This is a genomic window from Pseudomonas sp. CFBP13509 (assembly GCF_005233485.1).
Classification (GTDB): domain Bacteria; phylum Pseudomonadota; class Gammaproteobacteria; order Pseudomonadales; family Pseudomonadaceae; genus Aquipseudomonas; species Aquipseudomonas marginalis.
This window is the reverse complement of record NZ_QGAA01000010.1, coordinates 144,294-169,961: the sequence shown is the minus strand read 5'-3', so window position 1 is coordinate 169,961 and position 25,668 is coordinate 144,294. Positions and strand designations below refer to the sequence as shown.

At 64.2% G+C, this 25,668-nt stretch carries 23 protein-coding genes and 1 pseudogene; 8 read left to right on the top strand and 16 right to left on the bottom strand.

All coding sequences use genetic code 11. The features are described from left to right. Window positions 1–16: 16 nt before the first annotated feature. From PspCFBP13509_RS18280 to PspCFBP13509_RS18225, 12 genes are all read right to left on the bottom strand, one after another. Window positions 17–1,102, bottom strand: a complete 1,086-nt coding sequence (locus tag PspCFBP13509_RS18280; RefSeq protein ID WP_137212456.1) for a tartrate dehydrogenase — start codon at window positions 1,100–1,102, stop codon at window positions 17–19. 20 nt (window positions 1,103–1,122) lie between these two features. Beyond that, window positions 1,123–2,583: an NAD-dependent succinate-semialdehyde dehydrogenase gene (locus tag PspCFBP13509_RS18275; protein WP_137212455.1), complete on the bottom strand. Its 1,461-nt coding sequence runs from the start codon at window positions 2,581–2,583 to the stop codon at window positions 1,123–1,125. 117 nt (window positions 2,584–2,700) lie between these two features. After that, window positions 2,701–3,858, bottom strand: a complete 1,158-nt coding sequence (argE, locus tag PspCFBP13509_RS18270; RefSeq protein WP_065923806.1) for an acetylornithine deacetylase — start codon at window positions 3,856–3,858, stop codon at window positions 2,701–2,703. Next, the gene (locus tag PspCFBP13509_RS18265) at window positions 3,855–5,009 is read right to left on the bottom strand and encodes an NAD(P)/FAD-dependent oxidoreductase (RefSeq protein ID WP_065923805.1); all 1,155 of its coding nucleotides are present in this window, start codon (window positions 5,007–5,009) and stop codon (window positions 3,855–3,857) included. The genes argE and PspCFBP13509_RS18265 overlap by 4 nt, the downstream gene beginning before the upstream one ends. Continuing rightward, window positions 5,006–6,385, bottom strand: coding sequence for an FAD/NAD(P)-dependent oxidoreductase (locus tag PspCFBP13509_RS18260; RefSeq protein WP_065948063.1), 1,380 nt, complete (start codon window positions 6,383–6,385; stop codon window positions 5,006–5,008). The genes PspCFBP13509_RS18265 and PspCFBP13509_RS18260 overlap by 4 nt, the downstream gene beginning before the upstream one ends. Continuing rightward, window positions 6,367–6,675, bottom strand: a complete 309-nt coding sequence (locus PspCFBP13509_RS18255; protein WP_053138839.1) for a (2Fe-2S)-binding protein — start codon at window positions 6,673–6,675, stop codon at window positions 6,367–6,369. Before PspCFBP13509_RS18255 ends, PspCFBP13509_RS18260 begins: the two co-directional genes overlap by 19 nt. After that, window positions 6,672–8,513 carry an ABC transporter ATP-binding protein gene (locus tag PspCFBP13509_RS18250; protein WP_065923817.1) on the bottom strand — a complete coding sequence of 614 codons (1,842 nt, stop codon included), beginning with the start codon at window positions 8,511–8,513 and terminating at the stop codon, window positions 6,672–6,674. The genes PspCFBP13509_RS18255 and PspCFBP13509_RS18250 overlap by 4 nt, the downstream gene beginning before the upstream one ends. A gap of 1 nt (window position 8,514) precedes the next feature. Next, complete coding sequence (locus tag PspCFBP13509_RS18245) at window positions 8,515–9,390, bottom strand: ABC transporter permease (protein WP_027607459.1); 876 nt, start codon at window positions 9,388–9,390, stop codon at window positions 8,515–8,517. Further along, window positions 9,387–10,343 carry an ABC transporter permease gene (locus tag PspCFBP13509_RS18240; RefSeq protein ID WP_053138848.1) on the bottom strand — a complete coding sequence of 319 codons (957 nt, stop codon included), beginning with the start codon at window positions 10,341–10,343 and terminating at the stop codon, window positions 9,387–9,389. Before PspCFBP13509_RS18240 ends, PspCFBP13509_RS18245 begins: the two co-directional genes overlap by 4 nt. Before the next feature lie 13 nt (window positions 10,344–10,356). Beyond that, window positions 10,357–11,994: an ABC transporter substrate-binding protein gene (locus tag PspCFBP13509_RS18235; RefSeq protein ID WP_065948061.1), complete on the bottom strand. Its 1,638-nt coding sequence runs from the start codon at window positions 11,992–11,994 to the stop codon at window positions 10,357–10,359. Between the two features lie 95 nt (window positions 11,995–12,089). Further along, window positions 12,090–13,364, bottom strand: coding sequence for an NAD(P)/FAD-dependent oxidoreductase (locus PspCFBP13509_RS18230; protein WP_065924409.1), 1,275 nt, complete (start codon window positions 13,362–13,364; stop codon window positions 12,090–12,092). A gap of 23 nt (window positions 13,365–13,387) precedes the next feature. Next, window positions 13,388–14,056, bottom strand: a complete 669-nt coding sequence (locus PspCFBP13509_RS18225) for a haloacid dehalogenase type II (RefSeq protein ID WP_065924408.1) — start codon at window positions 14,054–14,056, stop codon at window positions 13,388–13,390. Window positions 14,057–14,861: 805 nt separating this feature from the next. Between PspCFBP13509_RS18225 and PspCFBP13509_RS18220 the strand changes: the two genes are divergently transcribed. Both PspCFBP13509_RS18220 and PspCFBP13509_RS18215 read left to right on the top strand, forming a co-directional pair. Then, window positions 14,862–15,713, top strand: a complete 852-nt coding sequence (locus tag PspCFBP13509_RS18220) for a GNAT family N-acetyltransferase (RefSeq protein WP_137212454.1) — start codon at window positions 14,862–14,864, stop codon at window positions 15,711–15,713. Window positions 15,714–15,735: 22 nt separating this feature from the next. Further along, window positions 15,736–16,449: a cupin domain-containing protein gene (locus PspCFBP13509_RS18215; RefSeq protein WP_137212453.1), complete on the top strand. Its 714-nt coding sequence runs from the start codon at window positions 15,736–15,738 to the stop codon at window positions 16,447–16,449. Window position 16,450: 1 nt separating this feature from the next. On the opposite strand, the gene PspCFBP13509_RS18210 is transcribed toward PspCFBP13509_RS18215, so the two are convergent. Further along, window positions 16,451–17,335, bottom strand: a complete 885-nt coding sequence (locus PspCFBP13509_RS18210; RefSeq protein WP_065948055.1) for a LysR family transcriptional regulator — start codon at window positions 17,333–17,335, stop codon at window positions 16,451–16,453. Window positions 17,336–17,430: 95 nt separating this feature from the next. On the opposite strand from PspCFBP13509_RS18210, the gene PspCFBP13509_RS18205 reads away from it, so the two are divergent. The 4 genes from PspCFBP13509_RS18205 to PspCFBP13509_RS18190 all read left to right on the top strand — a co-directional run bounded on the left by PspCFBP13509_RS18205 (window position 17,431) and on the right by PspCFBP13509_RS18190 (window position 21,740). Then, on the top strand, window positions 17,431–18,567 hold the full coding sequence (locus PspCFBP13509_RS18205; RefSeq protein WP_137212452.1) for a DSD1 family PLP-dependent enzyme: 1,137 nt from the start codon (window positions 17,431–17,433) through the stop codon (window positions 18,565–18,567). Continuing rightward, window positions 18,557–18,964: a RidA family protein gene (locus PspCFBP13509_RS18200; RefSeq protein ID WP_065948053.1), complete on the top strand. Its 408-nt coding sequence runs from the start codon at window positions 18,557–18,559 to the stop codon at window positions 18,962–18,964. The genes PspCFBP13509_RS18205 and PspCFBP13509_RS18200 overlap by 11 nt, the downstream gene beginning before the upstream one ends. Beyond that, window positions 18,961–20,133, top strand: coding sequence for an NAD(P)/FAD-dependent oxidoreductase (locus PspCFBP13509_RS18195; protein WP_065948052.1), 1,173 nt, complete (start codon window positions 18,961–18,963; stop codon window positions 20,131–20,133). Before PspCFBP13509_RS18200 ends, PspCFBP13509_RS18195 begins: the two co-directional genes overlap by 4 nt. Window positions 20,134–20,276: 143 nt before the next feature. Beyond that, window positions 20,277–21,740, top strand: coding sequence for an aldehyde dehydrogenase family protein (locus PspCFBP13509_RS18190; RefSeq protein WP_137212451.1), 1,464 nt, complete (start codon window positions 20,277–20,279; stop codon window positions 21,738–21,740). A 207-nt stretch (window positions 21,741–21,947) separates the two neighbouring features. Here PspCFBP13509_RS18190 and PspCFBP13509_RS18185 read toward each other — a convergent pair. Further along, a pseudogene (locus PspCFBP13509_RS18185) lies at window positions 21,948–22,309 on the bottom strand (Hcp family type VI secretion system effector); the annotation flags it as partial. A gap of 201 nt (window positions 22,310–22,510) precedes the next feature. Between PspCFBP13509_RS18185 and PspCFBP13509_RS18175 the strand changes: the two are divergent. Then, window positions 22,511–23,290 (top strand): TSUP family transporter, encoded by a 780-nt coding sequence (locus tag PspCFBP13509_RS18175; RefSeq protein WP_065927824.1) that lies wholly within the window; start codon window positions 22,511–22,513, stop codon window positions 23,288–23,290. Here the strand turns inward: PspCFBP13509_RS18175 and nudC are convergent. Then, window positions 23,258–24,091 (bottom strand): NAD(+) diphosphatase, encoded by an 834-nt coding sequence (gene nudC / locus PspCFBP13509_RS18170; RefSeq protein WP_065927825.1) that lies wholly within the window; start codon window positions 24,089–24,091, stop codon window positions 23,258–23,260. The genes PspCFBP13509_RS18175 and nudC overlap by 33 nt on opposite strands. Before the next feature lie 5 nt (window positions 24,092–24,096). After that, window positions 24,097–24,909 (bottom strand): crotonase/enoyl-CoA hydratase family protein, encoded by an 813-nt coding sequence (locus PspCFBP13509_RS18165; protein WP_027606371.1) that lies wholly within the window; start codon window positions 24,907–24,909, stop codon window positions 24,097–24,099. Between the two features lie 185 nt (window positions 24,910–25,094). Between PspCFBP13509_RS18165 and PspCFBP13509_RS18160 the strand changes: the two genes are divergently transcribed. Continuing rightward, complete coding sequence (locus PspCFBP13509_RS18160) at window positions 25,095–25,649, top strand: UPF0149 family protein (RefSeq protein WP_137212449.1); 555 nt, start codon at window positions 25,095–25,097, stop codon at window positions 25,647–25,649. Window positions 25,650–25,668: the final 19 nt, after the last annotated feature.

Sequence of the window (25,668 nt, the reverse complement as noted above, 5' to 3'; positions counted from 1 at the left end):
AGCAACGGATATGTACTCAATCAAAAAGCCGCCCAGCTATCGCAATCCCCACATCCTGAGTCGATCCCCGCCCCCCCAGATCCGGCGTAACCACCCCTTCCGCAATCACCGCCTCAATCGCCCGCAATACCCCATCATGGGCCGCCCGATACCGCCCATCCCCATTGCCCAAGAAGTCCAACATCAACGCCCCCGACCAGATCATCGCAATCGGATTGGCAATGTTCTGCCCGTAAATATCCGGCGCCGATCCATGCACCGGCTCGAACAACGACGGAAACCGCCGCTCCGGATCCAGGTTCGCCGACGGCGCTATCCCGATGGTCCCCGCACACGCCGGCCCCAGGTCCGACAGGATGTCGCCGAACAGATTCGAGGCCACCACCACATCAAAGCGGTCCGGCTGCAACACAAACCGCGCACACAGGATGTCGATGTGCTGCTTGTCCCACGTCACCTCGGGATAGTTCGCCGCCATCAATGCCGTGCGTTCATCCCAGTAAGGCATGCTGATGGAAATCCCATTGGACTTGGTCGCCGCCGTCAGCTTCTTGCGCGGACGAGTCTGGGCCAGGTCGAAGGCGAACTTGAGAATGCGATCAACCCCACGTCGAGTGAACACCGATTCCTGCAGCACGAACTCATGCTCGGTGCCTTCAAACATCTTGCCGCCCACCGAGGAGTATTCGCCCTCGGTGTTTTCGCGGATCACCACAAAGTCGATGTCCCCCGGCGCGCGCCCGGCCAGAGGGCAAGGCACGCCGGGGAACAGCCGCACCGGGCGGATGTTCACGTACTGGTCGAAGTCGCGGCGGAACTTGAGCAGCGAGCCCCACAGGGAAATATGGTCCGGGACTTTGTCCGGCCAGCCCACGGCGCCGAAGTAGATCGCGTCAAAGCCCTTGAGCTGCTCGAACCAGTCCTCGGGCATCATCTGCCCGTGTTCCAGGTAGTAATCGCAGTGGGCCCAGTCGAGCACTTCGATGCTCAGGTTCAGGTCCCAGATCCTGGCGGCCTGTTCCAGTACCCGCAGCCCTTCGGGCAGGACTTCCTTGCCGATGCCATCGCCGGCAATCGCGGCGATTCTGAATGCCTTGCTCATGGTGCATGCCTCGCAAAAATTCAGTTCAAGCCGCCGATATGGAAGGCTTTGACTTCAAGGTATTCGTCCAGGCCGTACTTGCTGCCTTCGCGCCCCAGGCCCGATTGCTTGATGCCGCCGAACGGCGCGACTTCCATCGAGATGATCCCCGTGTTGAGCCCGACCATGCCGAACTCCAGGGCCTCGCCAAAACGCCAGGAGCGCTGCAGGTCCTGGGTGAAATAGTAGGCGCCCAGGCCGTACGGGGTGGCGTTGGCCAGGGCGAGGGCCTGGGCTTCGTCGGTAAAGCGCATCAGCGGTGCCACCGGGCCGAAGGTTTCTTCATTGGCCAGCAACATCCCGGCGAGGGTATCGCCAAGTACCGTGGGCTGCACAAACTGGCTGTCACCGCTGGGGACGGCGCCGCACAGCAACTGGGCGCCCTGGCTCAGGGCGTCGTCGATATGCCGCGCGACTTTGCTCACCGCTGCGGGGTTGATCAGCGGGCCGATGGTCACGCCGTCGTCCAGGCCGTTGCCGACCTTGAGCTTGCCCACCTCCTCCACCAGTCGCGCCGCGAAACGCGCATAGATACCCTCCTGCACCAGGATGCGGTTAGCGCACACGCAGGTTTGCCCGGCGTTGCGAAACTTGCTGAGCATTACCCCGGCCACCGCCTGTTCAAGGTCGGCGTCATCGAACACGATAAACGGCGCATTGCCGCCCAGTTCCAGGCTCAAGCGCTTGATGTGCTCGGCACTCCGGCGCATCAACAGGCGGCCGACGGCGGTGGAGCCGGTAAAGGAAATCTTGCGCACCGCCGGGTTGCCGGTCAGCTCTTCGCCAATGCCGGCGGGTAAGCCGGTGATCACATTGAACACCCCGGCCGGAATGCCGACGCGCTCGGCCAGCACCGCCAGGGCCAGGGCCGACAGCGGCGTGAGGTCCGAGGGTTTGACGATGATCGGGCAACCGGCGGCCAGCGCCGGCGCGCATTTGCGCGTGATCATCGCGTTGGGGAAATTCCATGGGGTGATGGCGGCGCATACGCCCACCGGTTGCTTGAGGGTCAGCAAACGCCGATCACCGCTGGGCGCGGGCATGGTTTCGCCGTAGACCCGGCGCGCTTCCTCGGCGAACCATTTGACGAAACCGGCACCGTAGCGCACTTCGCCACGGGCTTCGTTCAGGGGTTTGCCCTGCTCGCAGGTCATGATCAGCGCCAGGTCATCGAGGTTGTCGATCATCACCTGGTACCAGCGCTCCAGCAGCGCCGCGCGTTCGGCAGCCGGGCGTGCGCGCCAGGCAGGCCAGGCACGCTCGGCGGCTTCGATGGCGCGGCGGGTGTCCACCGCGTCCATGGCCGGCACCTGGGCAATCAAGTGGCCGGTGGCGGGATCGCGGATGTCCAGGGTGGCGCCGCTGTCGGCAGCGATCCACTGGCCATCTACGTAGGCGAGTTCAGCCAGCAGGCTGGGGTCTTTCAAGCGATTCTTGAGCATGGTCGAGTCCTGATCCGAGACACGCTCCAGTCTAGGGAGGTGCCACAAACGAGGATGCCGAAAGCGCGGTTAAAGCAGCGTGCCGTGCTGAAATTCACCCCAGGACGGCAGGCTCTGCTAGGCCGTCAGCGAACCGAGCAAGCCTTGCAAAAAGCGCTCGCCGGCGTCCATCTGGCTGATCTCGATAAACTCGTCGGGCTTGTGCGCCTGCTCGATGGAGCCCGGCCCGCACACCACCACCGGTACGTCCAGGCGCTGCTTGAACAGGCCGCCTTCGGTGCCGAACGAGACCTTGGAGGTGCCGGTGCCCGGCGCGGCGAATTGCTTGAGAAAGTGCACCGCCTCGACACTGGGGTGGGTGTCGAGGCCAGGATAGACGTTGATCGTTTCGATCTCGATGGCCGCCACGCTGGACAGCTTCTGCGCCTCACGCACGATCACCTCGGCGCGCTCGCGCATCTGCTCCAGGAACGCGTCCAGGTCGTCGGCCGGCAGGTTGCGCACTTCGAAGTCCAGGGTGCACAGGTTGGGCACGATATTCAGCGCCTTGCCGCCGATAATCTGGCCCACATGCACGGTGCTGTAGGGCACGTCATAGTCATTGTCCTGGGCACCATGGCGTTGCAACTGCTGCTGGCTGTCACGCAGGGCGGCGATAAAGTCGCAAGCCACGTGGATGGCGTTGACCGAGCGCGGCGCCAGGGATGAATGCGCCTCCTGGCCTCGGCAGTACGTGCGGTAGGACCCCTTGCCCTTGTGTCCGAGGACAAACTGCATGTTGGTCGGCTCGCCGATCACACACAGAAACGGCCGTACCGGCGCCAGGTGCAGCACGTCGAGCAAGCGCCGCACGCCGACGCAGCCGATTTCTTCGTCATGGGACAGGGCCAGTTGCAATGGGCGGTTTAACGTGTGGTCGGCGGCATCCAGCATGGCGTCGATGGCCAGGGCGATAAAGCCCTTCATGTCGCAGCTGCCACGCCCATAAATGCGCCCGTCCTGCACGGTGGCGGCAAAGGCGGGAAAGGTCCAGGCCTGCCCCGCCGCCGGCACCACGTCGGTGTGCCCGGACAGCAGCACACCGGGCTGTTCCCTGGGCCCGGTGCTGGCGAACAGGTTGGCTTTCTTGCCGCTGGGGTCCTTGACGATCAGCGAGTCGATGCCCTTGCCCAGCAGCAGGTCGCGCACATATTCAATCAAGGCCATGTTCGACGCCGATGACACGGTGTCGAAGGCCATCAGCTGTTTCAGAATCTCCAATACGCGGGGTTTCATGAGGCCTGGCTCCGTTGCTCGTCAGGTAGGGCGAACCGGGTGATGGAGAATGGCTCGATCGGGGTACTGGTGCTGCCAGTGGCGAGCAGCTCGGCCATCACATCGCCGACGCCCGGGCCAAGCTGGAAACCGTGGCCGCAAAACCCGAAGGCATAGAACAGCCCGTCAACCGTACCGCTGGGGCCCATCACCGGCAGCGAGTCCGGCAGGTAGCCTTCGATGCCGCTCCACACGCGGATGATGTTCAGGTTGCCGACGCCCGGCAGCAGGCGGCGCATCTGGCTGACCTGGTTGAGGATGCTGCGCGGTTCCACATAGGCGCGGCGGTTGAGCATGTCCGGCTTGCTGCGGTAGCCGCCGCCGATGACGATATTGCCCCGGGGAATCTGGCGGAAGTAGATCACCTCTTCGGGCACCTTGGTGTACACGCCGATCACGGTGGGCAAGGCATAAGGCACCGGCTCGGTCACGGCCATTTGCGGGCCGTGGGTGTCCAGCGGCACCGGTTCGCCGAACTGCGCCGAGAGCTTCTGGCCCCAGGCGCCGGCGGTGATCAACAGTTGCGCGGCGTGGAACTGGCGGCCGTCGGTGGTGGTGACCTGGAAGTCGGCGCCGACCTTCTGCACCTCGGCCACTTCGGTGCGTTCTTCGATCTGCGCGCCCAGGCGCCGGGCGGCACGGGCAAACGCCGGCGCGGCCAGGCGCGGGTTGGCATGGCCATCGTGGGGCGCGTAGGAGCCGCCCTTGACGTCCGGGCCGAGGAAGCCGAAGCGTTGATGCAGTTCGGCGCCACGATAAATCTTCAGGTCCAGTTGTTGCGCTTCCGGTGCGGCGGCGTAGGCCTCCAGCTCGGCAATTTCATCCTCGCGGTAACACACGCGCATATGCCCGCTGGGGATGAATTCCAGGTCGTCGTCGATCAGTTCCGGCAGGCGCTTCCACAGCGCCCACGAGCGGTTGGCCAGGGCCAGTTGGCCGAGGAAACGCCCTTGCCGGCGCACATTGCCAAAGTTCACACCACTGGCGTACTGGCCGATCTGGTCGCGCTCCAGCAGGATCACCGACTGCCCGCGACGGCGCAGAAAAAACGCAGTCGCCGAGCCCATCAGCCCCCCGCCGACAATCACCACATCGGCTTTTTTCACACTCATGACGAGACCTCCTCGGTGATCAGCATCGATAACGGTTTGACCGGCGCCTGGCCGCGCTGGCGCCCGACCGCCTGCACCGGCACGCCGGCAGCGGCGGCGATCACTTCGGCCCCGGCCTGGGAGCAATAACGCCCCTGGCAACGACCCATGCCCACGCGGCTGAACGCCTTGGCGCGATTGACTTCGCAGGCGCCCTTCTCTTTCACCGTGCGCCGCAGCTCGCCAGCGCTGATCATCTCGCAGCGGCACACGATGGCGCTGTCCGGCAACGCCTTGGCCTGTTCGCTCGGCCACGGGAACGCCTGGGCCAGGCCCAGGCGGAATTGATCCATCACCGCCAGGGCCTGCTGTTGCTCATCCCGCAGGCCGGTGTCCACCGGTTGTTGCAGGTCTTCCAGCAGCGCCAGCGCCACCAGGCGCCCGGCATGCTCGGCGGCATCGGCGCCGCGAATTTTCGCACCGTCACCGGCCGCGTACACGCCCTTCACCGAGGTGCGCCCGGCGTCATCCGTGGCCAGCCACCATTGGCTTGATGCCTCATCGAACGCCATGCGACAGCCGGCCAGGTCACCCAGCTGGGTTTCCGGGCGCAGGTGGTAACCCAGCGCAACGGCATCGGCCTGCACCGTGACGGTCTGCCCGTTGCCAGTGGTAAAGCGCACACCGCTTACACCATTGGCCGCGTCGCCCATCACTTGCAGCGGCTTGACCCCCAGGTGCACCGCCACCTTGGCGCGGTACAGTTGCGCCAATAGCTTGATCCCGGTGAACAGCACGCCAGGCCGCGCCAGCAGTTTGGGCAAGGCTTTCAGACGCAGGCTCAGAGGCGAGGTGTCGAGCACCGCCGCCACCTCGGCGCCGGCCTTCACGTACTGGCTGGCGACCAGGTACAGCAACGGCCCGCTGCCCATGAACACCACGCGATGACCGATGGACACGGCCTGGTTTTTCAAGGCGATCTGCGCCCCGCCCAGGCTGTAGGTGCCCGCCAGTTGCCAGCCCTCGATGGGCATCAGGCGGTCGGTGGCGCCGGTGCAGAGGATCAGTGCATCGTAATCCACCGTGGTGTGGCGGCCCTGGCTCACGCAGCACAGTTGCCCCGGCGTGAGGTTCCACACCAGGGTGTCGGGGCGGTAGTCGATGGCGTCGCGCAGGCGGTCGAAACTCTGGTGCAGCGCCTGGGCCTTGGCGGCCTCGCTGCCGTACAGGGTCGCGTAGTCGCGGGTGAAGCCTTCTGGCTGACGCCGATAGATCTGGCCACCGTCGCGGCGGTTTTCATCGATCAGGATCGGTTTGATTCCGGCCGCCAGCAGGGTTTCGGCGCAGCGCGCCCCGGCCGGTCCGGCGCCCACAATAACTACCCGTGCAGTGGCCATGTCGCCTCCGGTTGTGTGGTAACGATGTCCAGCCCGTCACGGACTTCATTGGAACAGGCGCGCAGGCGTTCGCCGCTGCGGGTCCACACCCAGCAATCCTGGCACGCGCCCATCAAGCAGAAACCGGCGCGGCGGCCGCTGTCGAATTCCGACTGGCGCAGCGCGTTGCCCTGGGTCAGCAGCGCGACCATCAAGGTGTCGCCCTGCAGGGCTTGGACGGCGGCGCCATCCACGGTCAGGCTGACCGTCGGCCGGCCCTGTTCGGCCAGCCTCACAAAACGCCCGTTCATGCATAGGCTCCCACAGTGAGGGTGTTGACGCCCTGCTGGGTATCCAGCAAATGGGCGCTGTCGTGGTGGCAAAGGATTTCACCACCGTCGTCAAGGCGGCGGCGCGGCGGCGCGGTGCGGTTGCACAGGCCGTCGACGCGCACCGGGCAGCGATTGAGGAAGGTGCACAGTTCCGGCCCATTGGCCCGCTCGCCGAGCGCTGGCAGCGTGTCGCCTGCAGTACCGCAGGTTTCCAGCCAGCCCTGGCGCAACTCGGGCACCGAGTGAATCAACAGGTCGGTGTAGGGATGGAACGGCGGCTCGGCAAACGCCTGGCGACTGCCGGCCTGGACCTTGCGGCCGCTATACATCACCACAATGTCATCGCACAGCGCGCGCACGGTAGAAATGTCGTGGCTGATAAACAGGTACGACACCCCCAGTTGCTGGCGCAGGTCGCGCAGCAGTTCGAGGATCGCCGCCCCCACCACGGTGTCGAGGGCCGAGGTCACTTCATCGCAGAGGATCAGGTCGGGCTTGGCCGCCAGCGCGCGGGCCAGGTTGACCCGCTGCTTTTGCCCGCCGGACAGCTCATTCGGGCGCCGTTCGGCGAGGTCACGGGGCAGGCGGACCAGGTCGAGCAGTTCGCCGATGCGGGCTTGCAGCGCCGCGCCCTTGAGGCCGAAATACATTTTCAACGGCCGACCGATGATGGCCGCCACGCTGTGCATGGGGTTGAGCGCGGTGTCGGCGTTCTGGAACACCATCTGGATCCGGCGGAATTGTTCCGGGGTGCGCTCGGCGAGGCTGCCGCCCAAGGGTTGCCCGTCGAAGGCCAGGCCGCCGAGGGCCGGGGTCAGCAGCCCAGCCACCACCCGGGCCAGGGTGGACTTGCCCGAGCCCGACTCGCCGATCACGCCGATGGCCTGGCCACGGCGCACGGTGAGGTCGATGTCTTCCAATACCCGAATCGACGGCATGCCGTGCAGGTTCTTGTTGCCGTAGCCGGCGGTGAGGCCGGTGATGGTCAGCAGCGGTACCTCCCCGGCGACGCCGCAGGGCGGGCGAATAGTGGTGTCGGGCCGTGCGGCGGCCAGCAGGCTGCGGGTGTAGGCGTGGGTCGGGGCATTGAGCAGCGGCGCCGTGGCGCTCTGTTCGAGGATCTGCCCGCCGTTGAGCACCACGATCTGGTCGGCCATTTGCGCCACCACTGCGAGGTCGTGGGACACGTACACCGCCGTGGCACCGCGCTCGCGCACCACGCGTTTGAAGGCGCGTAGCACGTCGATCTGGGTGGTCACGTCCAGGGCGGTGGTCGGCTCGTCGAGCACCACCAGCAGCGGGTCGCTGATCAGCGCCATCGCCGCCATCACCCGTTGCAGCTGCCCGCCGGAGACCTGGTGCGGGTAGCGTTGGCCGATGCGTTCCGGGCCCGGCAGCGCCAGGTCGCGGAACAGGCCGATAGCCTTGGCGTGCAGCTCGGCGCGCGTGCCCAGGCCGTGGATCAGTGCGCCTTCGATGACCTGGTCGATGAGTCTTTTCGCCGGGTTGAATGCGGCGGCGGCGCTTTGCGCGATATAGGACACACGGTTGCCGCGCAGGCCCTGCAATTGGTGTTCGCCCAGGGCGAGCATGTCGTGCTCGCCGACCTGCACCACGCCGCCGGACAAGCGACACCCGCGCCGTGCATACCCCAGCAAGGCCAGGGCGATGGTGGTCTTGCCCGAGCCGGACTCGCCGATCAATGCCAGCACTTCACCTTGTTTCAGGGCAAAGCTCACGCCCTTGACGATTTCCACCTCGCCGCGCGCGCCACAGGCGACCACGCGCAGGTCTTCGACGCGAATCAATTCAGTCATTTCAATGGCCTCCCGTGCGTCGACTACGTCGCGACGACAGATAGTCGATCAGCAGATTCACGCCGATGGTCAGCGTGCCGATGGCCAGCGCCGGAAGGATGATGGCCAGCGCGCCCTGGTTGAGGCCGCCGATGTTTTCCCGCACCAGCGAGCCGAGGTCGGCGTCCGGCGGTTGCACGCCCAGGCCAAGAAAACTCATGCCGCTGAGCAACAGCACGATGTAGCCGAAACGCAGGCCCAGGTCGGTCAATACCGGGTTGAGCATGTTCGGCAGGATCTCCACGCACGCCACGTAAAGCCGGCGCTCGCCACGGGTACGCGCGACCTGCACGTACTCCAGGGCTTCAATGTTGACCGCCATGCTGCGGGCGACGCGGAAGGAGCCGGGGATATAACTGATCACTGCCGTACAGATCAGCAACGTCACCGATGAGCCAAAGGCCGAGACCATGATCAACGCAAGCATTTTGCTCGGGATCGAGATGAAGGCGTCCATGATGCGGCTGATGATTTCGTCCAGCCACTTGGGCGAGACCACCGACAACAGCGCACACCCGGTGCCGAAGGTGCTGGCCAGTAACGCTGCCACCAGCGCCAGCCCGACAGTAAAGCGCGCGCCCACCAGCACCCGGCTGAGCATGTCGCGGCCCAGGTAATCGGTGCCGAATGGATGCGCGAGGCTGAAGCCTTCGAAGATGTTATCGGACACCACCTCCCCCACCGGGTGAGGTGCCAGCCACGGGCCGAGCAGCGCCACCAGCAGCCAGGCGACGCACACCACGCCTCCCAACAGCCCCAGCCACGACGGGCCGCTGGACACCTTGGCGAGTGCCAGGGCGGAGGAAACAGGCTTGGATTTCGCAATGAGGTTGTTCATTGGTTTCTCAGCCTCGGATTGGACAGGATCGCGCACAGGTCGGCGAGCAGCACCAGGCCCAGGTAGGCCGCGCAGAACAACATGGTGCACGCCTGCACCAGCGCCATGTCGCGGTTGGTCACGGCATCGACCATCAAGCTGGCAATGCCGGGGTAGTTGAAAATGGTTTCGACAATCACCACCCCGCCCAACAGGTACGACAGGCTCAGGGCGATGGCGTTGGCAATCGGCCCGATCGCATTGGGCAAGGCATGGCGCAGCACGATGCGGATCGGGCTGACGCCTTTGAGGCGGGCCATTTCCACATAGGGGCTGTCGAGCTGGTCGATCACGGCGGCGCGGGTCATGCGCGCCATTTGCGCGACGATCACGCAGCACAGCGTCATCACCGGCAAGGCATAGGTGCGCAGAAATTGCAGCGGTGAGCTGATGTCGCTGGCATAGGAGAGGGCCGACAACCAACCGAGGTTGACCGCAAAAATCAGCACCGCCAGGGTCGCCACCAGGAATTCCGGCACCGCGACCATCGCCAGGGTGATGAAGCTCAGGCAACTGTCGATGCGCCCGCCCCGGCCCATCGCCGAGCCGATGCCGAGCACCAGTGCCACCGGCACCGAGACCAGCGCCGTGGCGCCCGCCAGCATCAGGGTGTTGGGCACCCGGCCCGCCATCAGCTCACCGACCGGCATGGCGTTGGAGACCGACACGCCCATGTCGCCAGTGAGCAGGCTCATCAACCAGTGCAGGTAACGCAACACACCGGGCTGGTCCAACCCCAGTTTCAGGCGCAGGGCCGCCACCTGTTCAGGGGTCGCGAACTGGCCCAGGGATTGTTGCGCCGCGTCCCCCGGCAGTACCGCCGTGATCGCGAACACGACCATGGACACGATCAACAAGGTCAAGGCCCCGGCGCCGAAGCGCCGGCCGATCAACCACAGTGTATTGCTATTCATCCCACCACCCTCCTCAAGCGTCCAACCACACCTGCTCGGCAAACATGTAGCCCATGAAACCGCCCAGTGGGTTGCTGTCGTAGCCTTTGATGCGCTGGTCGACGCCGTCGATATTGCTGATGAACACCGGCACGCCGATGCCGCAGTGGTCGTGCACCAGGACCTGCATGTCGCCATACATCTTGGCGCGCTTGGCGTCGTCGGTTTCGCCACGGGCCAGCATCAGCAACTGGTCGAATTGCTCGTTCTGCCAGCCGGACTCGTTCCACGGCGCCTTGGACTGGAAGAACTGCGAGAACATCACGTCGGCATTCGGCCGCGGGTTGATGTTGCCGAAGCTCAGCGGGTGCTTCATCCAGTGGTTGGACCAGTAGCCGTCGCTCGGCAGGCGGTTCACGTCGAGCTTGAGCCCGGCCTGTTTGGCCGACTGCTGCAACAGCACGGCGATGTCTACCGAGCCGGTGGCGGCAGGCGAGGCCATCACGGGCATGGTGATGCTTTCCATGCCGGCTTTCTTCAGCAGGAACCTGGCTTTTTCCGGATCGTAGACCGTCTGCGGCAAGTCGGTGTTGAAGTAGCGCGAACCCGGCGCAATCGGGTGGTCGTTGCCCACCACCGCAAAGCCACGGAATACGGCGGACTTGACCTGTTCACGGTCGAGCAGCAGCTTCATGGCCTGGGTGAATTCCGGGCTTTTGCCGGGCAGTTGGTCCTGGCGAATGATCAAGTCAGTGTAGTTGCCCGACGGCGCGTCGACCACGCGGTGCTTGGCGCTGGCCTTGATGCGCGTGGTGGAGCGCGGGTTGACCTCGTTGATCATGTGCACGTCGCCCGACAGCAGTGCATTGACCCGCGATGGCTCGTCGGCAATCGCGATGAACTCGATCTCGTCGAGGTACGGCAGGCCCGGTTTCCAGTAGTTCTTGTTGCGCACCGCAATCGAACGCACGCCGGGCTTGAACTCGCCCACGGTGAACGGTCCGGTGCCGATGCCTTTGCTGAAGTCGCTGGTGCCCTCGGGGACGATCAACAGGTGTGACACCGCGAGGATCGACGGCAACTCGGCGTTGGCCGCGCTGAGGCGGATCTGCACTTCGTTCGGCCCGCTGGCCTTGATCTCGGCGAACTGCTCCATCAGCGGCATGACCTTGGAACCGGTCAGCGGGTCTTTGTGGCGGTTCAGGGAGAACACCACGTCGGCGGCGGTCAGGGCCTTGCCGTTGTGGAAGGTCACGTCCTTGCGCAGGGTGATGGTCCAGACGGTGGCGTCGGTGTTGTCGATGCGCTCGGCCAGTTCCAGTTGCGGCACCAGGTGCTTATCGAAGCGGGTCAAACCGTTGTAGAACATGTAGTGGCGCACATAGTCGGTGGACAGCGCGCCCTTGGCCGGGTCGAGGGTATCGGCGGTGGAGCTGGACATGCCGGCCACGCGGATCTTGCCGCCTGGCTTGCCTTTGCCGGCCACGGCGGCCTCGTCGGCGAACAGCTTGCCGGCGGCGCCGAACAGGCTGCCGGCACCGGCGGCGGCGACACCGGCCACGCCCAGCATTTGCAGGGCGTTGCGGCGCGACATGCCACGGTTGAGACGTTCGAACACCCGCAGGCTGTCCTGGCCGGAGATGAGTTCGGGGGTGTTTTTGTTGTCAGTCATAGCAAGGCTACCTGTCGATAATCGGAAGAATCGAGTGCTCACGGATGTCCGGAGCGTCCTGGAAACACAAACGACGGTGACGCAACAACGGCAACTCAGTGCAAATAGTCCTGGAAGCGGTAGTAAGCCCCCACGAACGGCAGGAACCACGGCTTGCCGAAATGCCCGGGAATCGCCGGCCATTCCAGTTCGCGCCAGGGGTTGGCGGCGGTATTGCCGGCCATGACATCGGCCATCACCTGGCCCATGTGCACCGACATCTGCACGCCATGGCCGCTGTAGCCCATGGAGTGGAACACGCCGCCATGCTGGCCGGCGCGGGGCAGGCGGTCGGACGTCATGTCCACCAGGCCGCCCCAGCAGTAGTCGATCTTCACGTGCGCCAACTGCGGGAACATGTTCAGCATCGCCGCTTGCAGTACCTTGCCGCTCTTGGCGTCGGAGACGCTGTCGGACATGGCAAACCGCGCACGCCCGCCAAACAGCAGGCGGTTGTCCGGGGTCAGGCGAAAGTAGTTGCCGATCATGCGGCTGGTCACATAGGCGCGATGTTGCGGCAGCAACTGGTCGATCAGCGTCTGGGGCAAGACTTCGGTGGCAATGACAAAACTGCCCACCGGCACAATCCTGCGGCGGTACCAACCCAGGTCGCCATGCTGGCAGGCACCGGTGGCCAGCAGGACTTGCCCGGCGTGCAGTGAACCCTTGGCGGTGTTGACCTGGTAGCCGCCGGCCTGGGCCTTCCAATCCTTGACGGGGGTGTGCTCGTAGATCATCGCACCACGCCGCGCCGCCGCTTCGGCCAAGCCGACCCCGAAGCGGCCGACATGCATCTGCACGCCGTTGCGCTGCAGCAGGCCGCCATGAAACTGCGCCGAATGGACTTCAGCACGGGTCTGTTCGGCACTGAGCAGCTCGACCTCGGCATCCACCTCCTGGCGGATCAGCTCGCAGGTGCGGGCCAGGCCTTCGTAGTGCATCGGCTTGGCCGCCAGCTTGAGCTTGCCGTTGCGCACCAGGTCGCAGGCAATGCCTTCCTGCTCGACCAGTGACACCACCGTCTGCACGGCACTTTCATAGGCCTGGTAATAGGCGCGTGCCTTGGCGGCACCGAGGCTGGCGTGCAGCCCGGCGTAATCCTGGGCCACCCCGGTGTTGCACTGCCCACCGTTGCGCCCCGAGGCCTCGCCGATCACCCGCCCGGCGTCGAGCACCACCACACTGGCGCCCTTGAGCGCCAACGCCCGCGCCGCCGCCAGGCCGGTGAACCCAGCGCCGACCACAGCCACATCGACCTGCTTGGGCAAGCCGCCCAGCCGGGCACCGGTAAACGCCGGTGCGGTGTCGAGCCAATAGGATTCACTGCCCATGTCTTGCCCTCAGAGGTGTGCGGTTACAGACCGACCAGCGCCGGCAGCCCACCGATATCGGTGATCTGCTGGTAACCGTAGAACGCGTTGCCCGGCACTTCGTGGCCACGGGCAACGAAGGCTTTGTTTTTGATCTTCATGTCATGGGCCGGCATCAGGTCGTAACGGAAGCTGGACGACACATGCAAGATGTCTTCCGGGCCGCAGCCGAGGTTGTCGAGCATGAACTCGAACGCGGCCAGGCGCGGCTTGTAGGCCTGGGCCTGCTCGGCGGTGAACACCTTGTGGAACGGCGCGCCGAGCTTGTCGACGTTGGACATGATCTGGCTGTCGCTGGCATTGGAGAAGATCACCAGGGGAATCTTGTCGGCAATTTTCGACAGCCCGGCCGGCACGTCTGCATGGGGGCCCCAGGTCGGCACGGCGTCGTAATACAGCTGGCCTTCCTCGCGATAGTCGATACCCCAGCGTTTGCAGGTACGGGCCAGGGCGGTCTTGAGGATTTCATCGTAGGGGCGCCAGTCGCCCATGACCTGGTCGAGGCGGTAGGCCGAGAAATCCTTGACGAACTGGTCCATCTGCTCGGGCTTGATGCGATCGGCAAACAGCTCGCGGGTCATGGTGCCCATATGGAAGTTGGTCAGCGTACCGTAGCAGTCGAACGTAATGAATTTGGGACGAAGAAAGCTCATTGAGTGCGGTCCTGGAGTTCGTTGAGTGTGACAAGCGTTCGCTGCCCTGGCGGCGCGTCGGCCTCGTTGCAGCACAGGTTCATTACACCACTGTGAAATCAGCATATGCCGTCTAAAACGACCTGCGCTCAATACAAACCACCGTTTTGGTGGCCGGGCTCAGCAGACTTTGCGGTGCGCGCCAGGCTTGGGCAGGGCCAGTGTTTGTGCGCTTTTAGGGGGCTTTTGGGGGTGCAGAGGCTTAAGCACGGGGGTGGGGGCGGCAGAAAGTGTGGCGGGTTGATGGGGTGTGAACGAAAGCAGGCCGAGGACTACCTGATGTATGCAGATCAAACTGTGGGAGGTGGCTTGTCCTAATGCCAGTCAGTTAAGGCTTTTTGTAGGAGCGAGCTTGCTCGCGAAAAATTCACAGGCGCCGCGTTCATTCAGGAAGCACGCGTTATCGTTGACGTTTTTCGCGAGCAAGCTCGCTCCTACAGGAGGCGACGTACGCTTAACTAGCTGGCATTAGGGCAAGCCCCCGATGGCAGTGGGTCAGCTACAGATGCATCCACTGACACGGCCTCATCGGGAGCAAGCCCCTCCCACATTTTTAACCGTGTACCCCCGCCCTACTCCAGTTGGCTCCAACGCCAACCTCATGGCATTTGCTGCTGCCCCCCAACCCCAATTAAGTAGTAACTGTGGTCTCGCCCCACACACCACGAGGAATCTACCGAATATTCCCGCCCCCCTTGCCAGCCCTCAACCCAGGTGGGATACAAGCACCCTGACGCCACAATTAACAACGCTCCGGAGGCTCGCCATGTCCGCCCTGCCACACCCCACTTATCTCTACCGCCCAATGACCGCAGCCGACCTCCCGGCCGCCCACGATTTGTCGGTGCAACTCAAATGGCCCCACCGCCTGGAAGACTGGGCAATGTTGCAACGGGTCAGCGACGGCTTCGTGGTCATGGATGGCGAGCGGCTGATCGGCAGCGCGTTCACCTGCCCCCAGGGCGACTACGCCACCATCGGCCTGGTGATCGTCAGCAATGACTATCAGGGCCAGGGCATCGGCCGGCGCTTGATGGAGAAGGCCATTGCCGCCTGCGATACGCGCACGCCGGTCCTCAACGCCACCCTCGCCGGCGCGCCGTTGTATGCCAGCCAGGGGTTCGTCGAGTTCGGGCGAGTGCAGCAACACCAGGGCCAGGCGTTGGTGCCCGCCCTGCCGACGCTTGCCGACGGCGAAACCTGCCGGGCGCTTAACGCCGATGACCACGCCAGCCTGCTCGCGCTGGCCAAGGCCGCCAGTGGTATGGACCGTCGTGAAGTGCTGCGTGACCTGCAGGTGGAGCACGCCGTGGGTATCGAACGCGACGGCCGGCTACGCGGCTTCGCCCTGCTGCGGCCGTTTGGGCGTGGGCGTTGCATCGGCCCGGTGGTGGCGGAAAATATCGAGCAGGCCAAGTACCTGATCGCCACCTTGCTGGCCCAGGTGCCGGAAACCTTTGTGCGCATCGACATTCCCGTCGCCTGTGGCCTCAGCGACTGGCTCGAACAGGCCGGCCTGAAGAACATCGACACCGTCGCGCAAATGGCCCTGGGTACGCCGCCCCAGGCCAGCCAAGGCGTACACCCCTTTGCCCTGATCACCCAGGCGATCGGCTGACTTTTCTCCCGGAGCACTCCCCATGTCATCTCCCCGTATCCTGCTGTTGGCACGCGCCGACGGCAGCCGCGTTGCCACGTCTTTCAACAAGGCCGCCTTGAGCGCGCTGGACCCGTTCGGCGACAGCCGCCAACTTGCCTGGATGGGCGACGATGGCGTGTCCGCAGGCTTGGTGTCCTTCAGCGGCGAAGCGGTGATCGAAGATTTCCCTCACAGCGAAACGCTGGTGGTACATGCAGGCCATGTCGTGCTCAGTGCCGCGGAACAGACCTTGGAATTGGACGTCGGCGCCAGCGCCGTAATCGGCTTCGGCACACGCCTCACGGTGCAGGCCAGTGCAGGCAGCGAATGGGCGTTCTGCGCGGTCGACCAGGCCGATGCCCCGGTGTGCCCCGGCCTGACCCTGCTCGATCCGCACACCCTGCTCAACCCCTCCGCCGCGCCGGAACCCCAGATACTGATCGGCCCCACCCCGCAGTGCCGCGCATTCAACCTGTTCGACGATGCCGTGACCGAGCTGCGCGTCGGCATCTGGGACTCGACGCCCTACGCCCGCCACGGCCGCCCGCACAAATTGCACGAACTGATGCACCTGCTCGAAGGCCGCGTCACCCTGCAGGGCAACGAAGGTGGCGAAGTCACGGTGAATACCGGCGATACCGTGTTCGTGGCCAAAGGCGCGCCCTGCGCCTGGACCAGTACGGTGTACGTGCGCAAGGTCTACGCGGTGAAGTGACTCAGGCCTTCAACGCCTCTTCCAGAAACGTCACCAACGCCTGTACGCGCGGGCTGCGCAGTTTGCGCGACGGCACCAGCAGCAGCACCGGTGCGCTGTCAAAGCTCCAGTCCGCCAACACACGTACCAGGCTGCCGCTGGCCACGGCGTCACTCACGTCCCACTGCGAACGCAGCACCAGCCCCAAGCCTTGCTCGGCCCAACGCCGGGCAACGCTGCCATCGTTGCTCAACAACGCAGGTTCCACGCGCAGGGTCTTGCGGCTCTGGCCTTTGCGCAGGTGCCACAGGGTCACGTCCTCATCATTTTCGCGAATGCAGATGCAGCGATGGGACGCCAGCTCATCCGGCGCAGACGGCACGCCGTGGGCGTGCAGGTAGGCCGGGCTGGCGCACAACCAGCGCTCGTTTGGTGTCAGTGGCCGCGCGGTCCACAGGCTGTCATTCAGATGGCCGATGTGAACCACCGCATCACTGTCATGGCGATCGGGCCAGGGCGTCTCGCGCAAATCCAGCTGCAAACACAGCTGCGGGTGCAGTTTGGCAAACCGCGCCAACAGCGGTGCGATGCGCTGGCGGCCATAGCCAAACGGCGCCGCCACCCTCAAGGTGCCCACCAGGGTTTCATCCTGATGCCGGAACGACTCCGGCAGCGCCTCAAGCTGCTCCAGCAACAGCGCGCTCTCCCGCGAAAACCGCTCGCCATCCGCCGTCAGGCTGAGGCGCCGCGCATCGCGATTGGCCAGGCTCAGCCCGAGCAGCGTCTCCAACTTGCGCAGGCGCATGGACAACGCCGGCGGCGACACATTCAGGGTGCGGGCGGCGGCGCTCAGCGACTCCGAGCGGGCCAGGGTCACGGCAAGGCGAAGGTCTTCGATGGAAATCATTCAATTTTACTTAATGATTGATGAGCGCTGATTGAACCACACGTTAACAACAGCTGAGTAGAGTGCAGCCTGTCCCCCGCCACACGAGTTCCGCCATGTCCACGCCGATTGCTTCCCTCGACACGCCCGCCGCGCTCGTCGACATCCCGCAGATGCAGCGCAATATCCAGCGTATGCAACAACGCATGAGCAGCCTGGGCGTGCGTTTGCGCCCGCATATCAAGACCAGCAAGTGCCTGCCGGTGATCCACGCCCAGATCGCCGCCGGGGCCAGCGGTGTGACGGTGTCCACCCTCAAGGAAGCCGAGCATTGTTTCGCCGCCGGTATCCGCGATGTGTTCTACGCCGTGGCGATGGCCCCGGGCAAACTGCCCCAAGCCCTGGCCCTGCGGCGCAAAGGCTGTAACCTCAGCCTGCTCACCGACAGCGTCCCGGGCGCCGAGGCCATCGTCGCTTTCGCACAGCAGCATGACGAACGCTTCGACGTGTGGATCGAAATCGATTGCGATGGCCATCGCTCCGGCCTGGCCGCGCAGGACCCTGTACTGATCGACGTCGCCCGCATCCTCAGCGAGGGCGGCCTGCACCTGCGTGGCGTGATGACCCACGCCGGCTCGAGTTACGAGCTGGACAGCCTTGAACCCCTGCAAGCGCTGGCCGAACAGGAACGCGCACTTTGCGTACGCGCCGCAGACATCCTCCGCGCAGCCGGGCTGGCGTGCCCCGAGGTCAGCATCGGCTCCACCCCCACGGCCCTCTCGGCGCTGAACCTGGACGGCGTCACCGAAGTACGCGCAGGTGTGTATGTGTTCTTCGACCTGGTCATGCGCAACATCGGCGTGTGCCAGGCCGATGAGTTGGCGTTGAGCGTACTGACCACCGTGATCGGCCATCAGCCGGACAAAGGCTGGATTATCACCGACGCCGGTTGGATGGCCATGAGCCGCGACCGTGGCACCCAGCGCCAGCGCCAGGACTTCGGTTACGGCCAAGTGTGCAGCGAAGCGGGCGACTGGATCGACGGCGCGCGGGTCACCGCTGCCAACCAGGAACACGGCATCGTCACCCTGGGCGCTGCCCACAGTGACGCGCTTGTCACGCGCTTCCCCATCGGCAGTCGGCTGCGCATCCTGCCCAACCATGCCTGTGCCACCGGCGCGCAGTTCCCGGATTATCACGCCGTGGAGGCCGATGGCAGCGTGCACACCTGGAGTCGCCTGCATGGCTGGTAATCGCATCCACTCGATTCATAGCACCCACGCGGCACCGCCGGGCGGGCACTATTCCCAGGCAGTGGCACACGGCGGCGTGCTGTATGTATCGGGGCAACTGCCGGTACGCGCCAATGGCGAGCACAGCGCCGGGCAACCGTTCGCAGTGCAAGCCTCGATTGCCTTGGATAACCTGGTGGCGATCCTCGGTGAAGCGGGCCTGAGCCCCGGCGACCTGCTCAAAGTGACGGTGTACGTGGTCGGCATAGAACACTGGCCCGCCTTTGATCAAATTTACGCGCGCTACCTGGGTGAACATAAACCGGCCCGCGCCGTGGTGCCCGTGCCGGTGTTGCACCATGGCTACCTGATCGAAATCGACGCAGTGGCCCGTACCGCACAGGAGCAGCCTGCATGAACCCGCAAAAAAGCGCTGTGCTGATCATCGGCGGCGGCATCATGGGCGCCTCGTCGGCGTTTTTCCTGCGCCGCCACGGCTGCTCGGTCACGCTGCTGGAACGCGACCAGATCGGTCAGTACGCCAGCGGTGTGAACTTCGGCAATGTGCGCCGCCAGGGCCGCTACCTGGGGCAACTGGAACTGGCCAACCGTTCGTGGGCGCTGTGGAAACGCCTGCCGGAGTTGATCGACGACGACCTGGAATTCATCCCCAGCGGCCACATGCGCGTGTGCTATCGCGAAGATGAAATCGCTGAACTGGAGGCCTACGCCGCCGCGCCGGAAGCCGCGCAACTGGACCTGAAAATCTATCGCGGCGCCGAGTTGCACCAGCGTTTCGGTTTCCTCGGCCCCGAGGTGAAAGGCGGCTCCTACGCGCCCCACGACGGCCACGCCAATCCTCGCCTGGCGGCACCGGCATTTGCCCGCGCCGCACAGCGCCTCGGGGCGCGAATCGAGGAAAAAACCGAAGTCGCCGACGTGGAAAAGGTCAACGGCCTGTTCCACGTCACCACCACCGACGGTCAGTTGTTTGTTGCCGAGCAACTGTTGATTACCGCCGGCGCCTGGGCCGCGCGCCTGTCCGAGCGCTTCGGCGAGCCGGTGCCGCTGGAGCCCAACGGCCCGCAGATGTCGGTGACGGAACCGGTGCCCTACGCCTTGCCCACCGTGATCGGCGTGTTCACCAAGATCAAGGAAGAGGTGATCTACTTCCGCCAGATCCCGCGCGGCAACATCATCATCGGTGGCGGTGCCCGCTGCACGCCGGACATGCTCAACCGCCGCGCGTTTTTCAAGCCCGAGAGCCTGCTCAACCAGATGCGCCAGATGAAACGGCTGTTGCCGGGCGCCGAGAAGCTGAACATCATCCGAGTGTGGAGCGGCATCGAAAGCTACACACCCGACTCCCTGCCGGTGATGGGCCCCAGCGGCAGCGTGGACGGGCTGTTTTATGCCTTCGGCTTCTGCGGCCACGGCTTCCAGCTCGGCCCGGGCGTGGGGGATGTGATGGCCGAACTGATCAGCACCGGCAGCACCAGCACCTTGATCAGCCCGTTCGATATCCGGCGCTTTACCCAACCTTCGACGGTGCCGGCAAACGCCCCCACCACAGGAAAACTCATATGAGCCTCACCCGCCTGCCGGATTCAGCAGATTATCCCTTGCAGCGTTGAATAACGGCATCTTTGCGCGGGAGCCTTTTGCTAGCTTATCCGGACACCGGGCCGTGCTGTTTGCAGCGCCTATTACCGCTCCAGGGAGCCAGTTGGATGACCACTCAATCTTCAAACAGCTACAGCGTTGATGCGCAAACGGCTCACCAGTTTTACATCAACGGTCGTTGGACGTTCCCGGCGATCCCGGCGACGCTGCCGGTGGTCAACCCGGCCAATGAAGCCGTGGTTGCCGAGGTGGCACGCGGGTCTGCCGAGGATGTCGACCGGGCCGTTGCGGCGGCACGCGGGGCGTTCGCCGGTTGGTCTGCGACCCCGGCTGCTGCGAGAGCCCAGGTGCTGGGGAAAATCCACGAACTGATCCTTGAGCGCAAAGAGCAACTGGCACAGGCGCTGTCCCTGGAAATGGGCGCGGCCATTGGCTTCGCGCGGGCGATGCAAGTGCCGCTGGCGGCCGAGCACGTGCGGGTCGCCCGGGACCTGCTGTCCAGTTATGGCTTCCAGACCGTGGAAGGCGGCACCGCAATCGAGCGCGAGCCCATCGGCGTGTGCGGGCTTATCACGCCGTGGAACTGGCCGCTGTATCAAATCACCGCAAAAGTCGCCCCGGCCATCGCCGCCGGCTGCACCGTGGTGTTGAAACCCAGCGAACTGTCGCCATTGAGCGCCCTGCTGTTTGCCCAACTGGTGCATGACGCCGGTCTGCCGCCTGGGGTGTTCAACCTGGTGAACGGCAGCGGTGCCGAAGTCGGCGCGGCCATGGCGGCCCACGTGGACATCGACATGATCTCCATCACCGGCTCCAACCGCGCAGGCGCGTTGGTTGCCCAAGCGGCCGCGCCGACAGTCAAGCGGGTCACCCAGGAACTGGGGGGCAAGTCGCCGAATGTGCTGCTGCCCGACGCCGACTTCGCCAAGGCTGTGCCGCTGGGGGTGATGTCGGCGTTTCGCAACGTCGGCCAGTCGTGCAGCGCGCCGACCCGCATGATCGTGCCGAGAAACCGCCTGGCCGAAGTCGAAGCCCTGGCGGCGGCTACCGCAAATGCATTGATCGTGGGCGACCCGCAATCGGAAGAAACGCAGTTGGGCCCGATTGCCAACGAAGCCCAGTTCCATCGCGTCCAGGCCATGATCCAGGCCGGCCTCGACGAGGGCGCCAAACTGCTGTGCGGTGGGCCGGGACGGCCGGCGGGTTTTGACAAGGGCTTCTATACGCGGCCGACGGTTTTCTCCGACGTGGACAACGCCATGCGCATTGCCCAAGAGGAAATATTCGGCCCGGTGCTGTGCATCATTGCCTATGAGACGGTGGATGAAGCCGTCGCCATCGCCAACGACACGGTCTACGGGCTGGGTGCTCACGTTCAGGGGCAGGACCTAGATGTTGCGCGGGCGGTGGCTTCGCGTATACGGGCGGGCCAGGTGCACCTGAACCATCCGGCGTGGAATCCGATGGCGCCATTTGGGGGCTACAAGCGCTCAGGGAATGGCCGGGAGTATGGGGTGCAGGGGTTCGAGGAGTATCTGGAAACCAAGGCGATTATCGGGTTTGGCGAGTGAGTGATGGGCCTTTATCAAGCTTAAAATAACTTATTGATTTTAAAGGGTTAAATTCTCACTCTAAAATCTTGAGTCTTGCATAAACAATTTCAGGCGACCGCATTCTTGTGGTGAGCGGGCTTGTCGAATCGTCGCACCGCCCGTTCACCACAGAGAGATGTGTCAGGGTTTGAAAGGCTGTGTGGATACCTATGCCCTCTCAGCGCATCACACCTTGACGTTCTGCCGGATATTCCAGCCAAACTTCACCGGCCCGCCGTCCTTGGCGCCATCGGCCTTCTGCGGCTGATAGCTGACGTCGACGGTGGCGAAGTTCAAGGCGATGCTGTCGTACAACACATCTTCGGCCGTTTCAGCGCGGGTGCTGTAGGACACCACCATGACCTCCTTCAAGGTGATCACCAGATATTCCACCGGGCTGGCTCCGCCGGCCTTGCGCACCACCAATTTGGCTTCGGGGTAATGCTTGCCGGTGGCGCAGGCCATCATCAGGTTGGGGCTGGATTTATCCAGGGGTTTGGTCAGGTTCAGGTTGGCAAAGTCGGCCTTGCCCGAACCGCCTCCCGTGCNTCGCTGTAAAAGCGAAACCATAAGTGGCCGTTACCGCAGCAACGGATATGTACTCGGTCAAAACCAACGACATGGTCGGCCCGAAGGCCGCCACGGAAACAAGCCCCCTCCCACATTTGGTTCTGCGTACATCAGGCAGGTAAGATGGCAGCCCTTCGCACAGCGTTTTGCTGCGCACTGCCAACCATAAGCACTCCCCCATGCCCTTCGAACTCAGCGTAGACCTCACCACCCTCGCCATTCTCGCCGTCGTGGCCTTTATCGCCGGCTTTATCGACGCCATCGCCGGTGGCGGCGGCCTGCTTACCACCCCGGCGCTGCTCACCGCCGGGATGCCGCCCCACCTGGTACTGGGTACCAACAAGCTCAGCTCCACCTTCGGTTCGGCCACGGCCAGCTTCACCTTCTACCGTCGCAAGCTGTTCCACCCGCGTCAGTGGGTGCATGCGATCATCGGCACGTTGATCGGTGCGCTGGCCGGTGCGGTGGTTGCCCACTACCTGCCCGCCGAAACCCTGAACAAAATGCTGCCGGTGATCGTATTCGCTTGCGGCGTGTATTTGCTGTTTGGTGGCACGCCCAAGGCGCCACTGGACGCCGACGCGCCGATCAAGAAGAAATGGCAAGGCACCCAGGGTTTCGGCCTGGGCTTCTACGACGGCGTGGCCGGCCCGGGTACCGGTGCATTCTGGACCGTGAGCACCATGCTGTTGCACCCCATCGACCTGGTGAAGGCCAGCGGCGTGGCGCGCAGCATGAACTTCGTCAGCAACGCGGCGGCGCTGTCGGTGTTTATCTTCAACGGCTCGGTGGATTGGATTGTCGGCCTGGCGATGGGCGTGTCGGTGATGTGTGGCGCGTTCTTTGGCGCGCGCAGCGCGATCAGCGGCGGCGCCAAATTCATTCGCCCGGTGTTTATCACCGTGGTTCTCGGCCTGACCGTGCGCCTAGCCTGGCAGCACTGGTTCAGCGTGGCCTAGGCGACGGGCCAGGTAGAGGTCGATCAGGTAACGCGCAATCGAGCGTGACGCCGGCAACGGCGGCAGGTCGTGGATGCTGAACCACTGCGCGTCCTCGATCTCGTCGGCCTGGGGCACGATGTCGCCACCGGCGTACTCGGCATGGAAGCCCAGCATCATCGAATGGGGGAACGGCCAGCACTGGCTGCCCATGTACTGGATGTTCCTGACCTCCACCTGCACTTCTTCACGCACCTCGCGGATCAGGCAGTCTTCGGCCGACTCCCCCGGTTCGGCAAAGCCCGCCAAGGTGCTGTAGACCCCGGTGACAAACCGTGGCGAGCGCGCCAGCAGGATCTCGTCGCCACGGGTCACCAGCACGATCATGCTCGGCGAAATCCGCGGGTAGCTGCGCAGGTCGCAGGCCTGGCAATACATCGCCCGTTCCCGTGGCACCTGGACCATGGCCTGGCCGCAACTGCCGCAGAACCGATGCTCCCGCGCCCAGGTGCCGATCTGCGCGGCGTAGCCCAGCACTTTGTAGAGGGTGTGATCACCTTGCAGCATGAAGCCGCGCAGGCCCTGCCAGCTGCAACCAGGCACTTCGCCCGCCGAGTCGAGTTCCAGCAGATACACCGGCTCACCGTCGAGGTGGCCGATGCCATGTTCGGCAAACACCGAAAGCTCCTGGCGCTTGAGCCATTCCCGAGGGAACAGCGGGCCGTTGGCGTCATGCAAAAAGCCGTCGCGGCTGCGGGCGACGGCCCAGCCGCCGGGGGCGTCGTTGTCCAGCAGCGTTGTGGTAATCCAGCCTGGGGTCATGTCAGTCAATCCACGAATTCGGGTTTCTGCTTGCTCATATGGGCCGCGATGGCCACGCGCAGGTCGTTGGATTGCAACATAGCCGAGTTCCAGGTGGCAACGTATTCCAGACCGTCATTGACCGTATGGTCACGCATGTAGCTGATCATGGCTTTGGTGCCAGTGACCGCAATCGGCGATTTGGCCGCGATTTCATGGGCGATCTCGAACACGCCGGCCAACAGGCTTTCCTGGTCGGCATACACGCGATTGACCAGGCCGATGCTGCGCGCCTCCTCGGCACCGAACGGGCGGCCGGTGTAGGCCAGCTCACGCAGCATGCCGTCGCCGATGATGCGTGGCAGGCGTTGCAGGGTGCCGACGTCGGCGGCCATGCCGATGTCGATTTCCTTGATCGAGAATTGCGCGTCTTCAGCCGCGTAGCGCATGTCGCAGGCGCTGATCAGGTCGATGGCGCCACCGATGCAGTAACCCTGGATCGCTGCCAGTACCGGCTTGCGGCAGTTGTCGACGGCATTGAACGAGGCTTGCAGCTCGAGGATCTTGCGCCGCAGCAGGCGTGCATTGCGGCCCACATCCTTGCCGAAGTCATTGGCCACCGAGGCCAGCATCATCAGGTCGATGCCGGAGGAAAAATGCTTGCCCGCACCGCTGAGCACCACGGCGCGTACGGCGTCGGTGTCTTCGATCCATTGGAAGATGTCGATGATCTCGGTCCAGAACGCGGCGTTCATCGCGTTGATCTTTTCCGGGCGGTTGATCTGCACATGGGCTACGTTGCCGCTGAGTTCGACGACGAAAGCTTGATATTCGGACATGGCAGTGATCCCTGGCTGGCGAGTGATAAGGCCTGAACTATAACAAGGGTACGTGACGGCGCATCGGCCAAAAGCGGGACTGGCAACGGCGATGGAAAAGACGCTGGATAAAAGCCCCGGCACACGCCATCCTTCGCGCTTTGAGCCGCCCCATCAGCGGCGTTCGACGTTTAAAGGATATGCCCATGCACGCCCAACCCCTCGCCCCCGCCGATTTCGAATTCATCGAAGAAACCCTGTTGAAATACGGCGACGACCATTCGGTGCTGAACCTGGCCGAACTCGACGGCTACTTCACCGCGCTGGTGTCCAGCCCGGCACAGGTGGACATCGCCGAGTGGTTCCCGGCGATCTGGGGCGGGCAGAACCCGGAGTGGGAAAACGCCGAAGAGGCCCAGCAGTTCCTTGACCTGTGCGTGCGTCATATCAACACCCTGGCCGCACAACTGGCGACTGACGCCAAGGCCTTTAAGGCACGCTTCGATGAAACCGAACACCAGGACCAAGTCGTGACCCTCGCCGAAGAATGGTGCTTTGGTTATATCCGTGGCGCCGCTATCGGCAATTGGCCTGAGTTGCCCGCGGAGCAGGCAGCGAACCTGGATAAAATCTCCTGGTGCGCCGAGCAGGACAACTTCGAGTTGCCCGCCGACCTGGATGTGAAGCTGCATCAGCAACGGGTCAGCGCTATCGAACCGGCGGCACGGGCACTGCACGATTACTGGTTGAGCAAGCGCTAGACCTCGACAAGCACCGCAC